The organism is Spiroplasma sp. hyd1 (assembly GCF_016082235.1).
Classification (GTDB): domain Bacteria; phylum Bacillota_I; class Bacilli_A; order Mycoplasmatales; family Mycoplasmataceae; genus Spiroplasma; species Spiroplasma poulsonii.
Genome location: NZ_JXYY01000081.1, coordinates 1 through 3,601 on the forward strand (window position 1 = coordinate 1; position 3,601 = coordinate 3,601).

Sequence of the window (3,601 nt, forward strand, 5' to 3'; positions counted from 1 at the left end):
TTTTTCATCCATCTGATGCTAAATCTAAAATATCGTTAATTTTNTAATNTTGCATATAAGAAGCAATAACATCTCACTTGTCTTTAAATAAATTTAAGTACATTTTGGNTCATTCTAAACATTGCAAATCATAATGATTTTTATGATGTGAAATACGACAATTAACAGGNTGACAATTANCTCANTCAAANGAAGTTGTTATTTCATTTCAAGTTTTATTAATATACAAACTTTTATATTCTGTCATTATATATACTCCTTAANTTTTTTTATTTGTTGCTCAAATTTCANCATTAATATCATTTACCGTTACTGNATAAGNTCGTATNATTAATTCTTGTAATTTATTTTTAATTTTTTTATTTCATTTTTTCATNAAATATTTTCCTTTCTGTAAAAAAACATAATATTCCTTTATTGGTTAATATTTTGATATTTAGTAAATAATTTATTTTAGTATTTAATTANTTCGCCGCCCGCTTCACTTNGNNGGTGAGCGGGGGCGGNTAGGATATTTTGATAGAGNTTTACCCCCNNACGGAAATAAACNAAAAAANAGTTTANCCAGTTATTAATTACGCTTCATCCATCCCTAGACAACTTTATATAAAGAAAATAACCTTTTGGAGTTCCAACCCTCTTGTTTTTTTAGTGTCCGATATTGNTTTTTTTCGGTTTAACAACACTCTTTTTATGAAAACAAGCCAAAAAACACGCGCTCTGACATTTCGCAAGTGATTAATCTTGCCGAGAATTAAAGAAATAAATAGGAGAGTAAATCCAATCGCTTTCACACTTTCTTTAAGNCTTCGTGCCATAGATGAGTTATCCATCTTTAAGCATCAAAATATTAAGTTTTAGNATTGCATTATTCATCAGATAGTACCTTTATTAAAAATGATATTATTAGTTGTTAAACCGAAAAAATATAATAAATCACAGAAAGGAAATTATAAAAATTAACTANTTTGTAGGGCAAAATAGGTTAATTTTTAATTTTAAAGATACTATCTGATGAATAATGCAAATAAAAAAATCGCTCTNATAAGCGATTAATTTAATTTGTATTTAATTACTTTATTTATATTTTTTATAAAACCTCAACTTTTTTCTTACTACNNGTTANTCACCAAATGCTGTGAGTGAACTAGCGGTTGCAATGGGAAATGCTTTGTTACGAAATTTATTTTATATGGCGAATAATGAAAAAAATACTAATTTTAAGGTTGATGATTTTATGTTTGCAAAAGAAATTCGTAATTCAACAATTGGAATTATTGGAACAGGACGCATTGGATTTGAGACAGCAAAAGCATGACATGGGATGGGAGCAAAAGTTCTAGGACAAGATATCTATGAAAGTGATGCAGCAAAAGAAATTTTAACTTATACTGATTTAGACACATTAATTAAAGAATCAGATTTAATTTCATTGCATTGTCCATATATTAAAGAGGAAAATCATCATTTAGTTAATAAAGAATTTTTANCAAAAATGAAACCAGGGTCCGTTTTAATTAATGNCGCACGAGGACAATTAATGGATAGTGAAGCTGTTTATGAAGCAGTAAAGTCAAACCATTTAAAAGGGGTTGGCTTAGATGTTTTAGAAAATGAAGGTGATGTTTTCTTTAAAGATTTTAAGGGTGNAAAAAATGCCAGATGACATTACTAATAAACTATTAACATTATATCCACGGGTAATTATTACTCCACACGTCGGTTCATATACCGATGAAGCGGTTAAAAATATGATTGAAACAACATATGAAAATTTAAAAGAAATTTTAACAACTGGTGAAACAAAAAATAAAATCTAATTTAAGATAAATTTACAAACAGTAGGAAAACAAAATATTGATTCAAATAATTTGCTTAATCTCAGCAAATTATTTGTTTGTTTTACAAGAGTTAACTACAAATTATTTGATAAAAGACATNAGTGTCTTTTTTTAATATAATAATAAATATATTTAAAAATATAAAAAATCCATTATAATTTAATTAGCAAAAAACTATAAACTCTATTTATATTTTATTTACAAATTTTTTTATTTAAACTAACGCTATTACTTAATTTAAAAGAAAGAGGGGAACATTTTTTAAATGCGTGCTGATGTTTTACATCCAATTTGTGATNATTGTTGTTTTAATTTTAAATCATTTCANAAAAGATGAAAATTAAACAATCAAAATAATAAATTATTTATTTTTTGTGTACAAAGAAAATTGAGAACTTCAGGAGGAACACTTGATTTAACCGAGTTAATTCCAGATTATGCTTTTTTGTGTAATGAAAGATGGTTTGTTATTTATAGNGCCAGAAAACTTCGTCAAATGTCAGAAAAGACTTACCAAAATTTTAATTTTAATAATCATACGTTATTTATTGGCAGTTATTGATATCNAATCTTTACCAACGGAATTATTAAGAGTCGTTGATATAATCTTCCGCGCTATCTTTAAAATGAAAANGCATTTTTTATTTTGTTAAATAAATGATAAGAGCAAATATGCTAAAACTATTATTTTAGTTACTTGTTAATAAAACCGATCTAATCATTATTTATTNTATGTATTGCANAAGCAGTTGATTTAACCACAATATTGTAGACAATTATATTGATTTTGTTTANANNNATNAACTAAATAAAAAAATACCCTTAATATTTTCAATTAAGGGTATTTTTTTAGTCGATTAATGTGTAGAATTCTTCTGATNATAATCGAANTTGTGGATAAATTTTATTTTTCAGTTCTTTATTAGATAAACCAATTGCCATTGATAAATGGACAGATTCTTTTTCTTTATTTATATATCCTTTTTTATTTAAACAATCATTTAACTTAGTTAAATTAAAACCTTGCATGATTNTTGAATAAACTTCTATTGATGCAGCTTGTAAGCTCATATATGCTGCAGATATAAATGCTTGGTTGATTGAATAACTATCACAATCAAATTGTTTTAGATATTCTAAATAAGAATCAACGCGGTCTTCTAATTGGTCTTCTGGTAAACCTCATCTATCTAATCTATTTTTAATAAATGTTTTACTGTTTAAAATATCTCCTTTTACTGATACAAAAAGAATTAAAACATCTGCTGTTTTCACCTTTTTTCAGTTTGGTTCATCATAAGAAATTTCAGCTAGTTTTTCTTTAACATGATTATTTCTTATTGCTAAAATTCTTGTTGGTTCTGATCCAAGTGCACTTGGAGCTAACCGACCAGCATTTAAAATTAAGTTCAAATCTTCNTTTTTTATTTTTTTATTTGTATTAAAACCAGACATTGAACGGCNAAATTTAATTGCTTGTTCTACTGTTTTCATATTGCTTTGTTCTCCCTGTTGATAATTAATATTTGTTGATTATTTTAAATGACCATAATCAAAGTCATGTACCGCATTTATCATTATCAAACGAAGAATTGAACTATAAATGTATAATATTGATAAAATATTTTGTTTTAATGATTTTGATACTTGATGATATGATAAATGTTTTACTATTTTTTAATTTTAATTAATGTTTTTTATTAGTAAATAAATTTGCTTTATTTTATAATCAAATAATTAATAACATAACTAAAATTAAA

The 3,601-nt window shown here is 25.2% G+C and carries 3 protein-coding genes; 2 read left to right on the plus strand and 1 reads right to left on the minus strand.

The window, feature by feature from the left end; translation table 4 throughout:
• Positions 1 to 1,192: 1,192 nt before the first annotated feature.
• Positions 1,193 to 1,675 (plus strand): NAD(P)-dependent oxidoreductase, encoded by a 483-nt coding sequence (locus TS70_RS06135; RefSeq protein ID WP_443028839.1) that lies wholly within the window; start codon positions 1,193 to 1,195, stop codon positions 1,673 to 1,675.
• Positions 1,656 to 1,820, plus strand: coding sequence for a hypothetical protein (locus TS70_RS07980; protein ID WP_227991130.1), 165 nt, complete (start codon positions 1,656 to 1,658; stop codon positions 1,818 to 1,820). The genes TS70_RS06135 and TS70_RS07980 overlap by 20 nt, the downstream gene beginning before the upstream one ends.
• A gap of 870 nt (positions 1,821 to 2,690) precedes the next feature.
• Here the strand turns inward: TS70_RS07980 and TS70_RS08750 are convergent.
• Positions 2,691 to 3,335 (minus strand): nitroreductase family protein, encoded by a 645-nt coding sequence (locus tag TS70_RS08750; RefSeq protein ID WP_198049726.1) that lies wholly within the window; start codon positions 3,333 to 3,335, stop codon positions 2,691 to 2,693.
• Between the last annotated feature and the right edge of the window lie 266 nt (positions 3,336 to 3,601).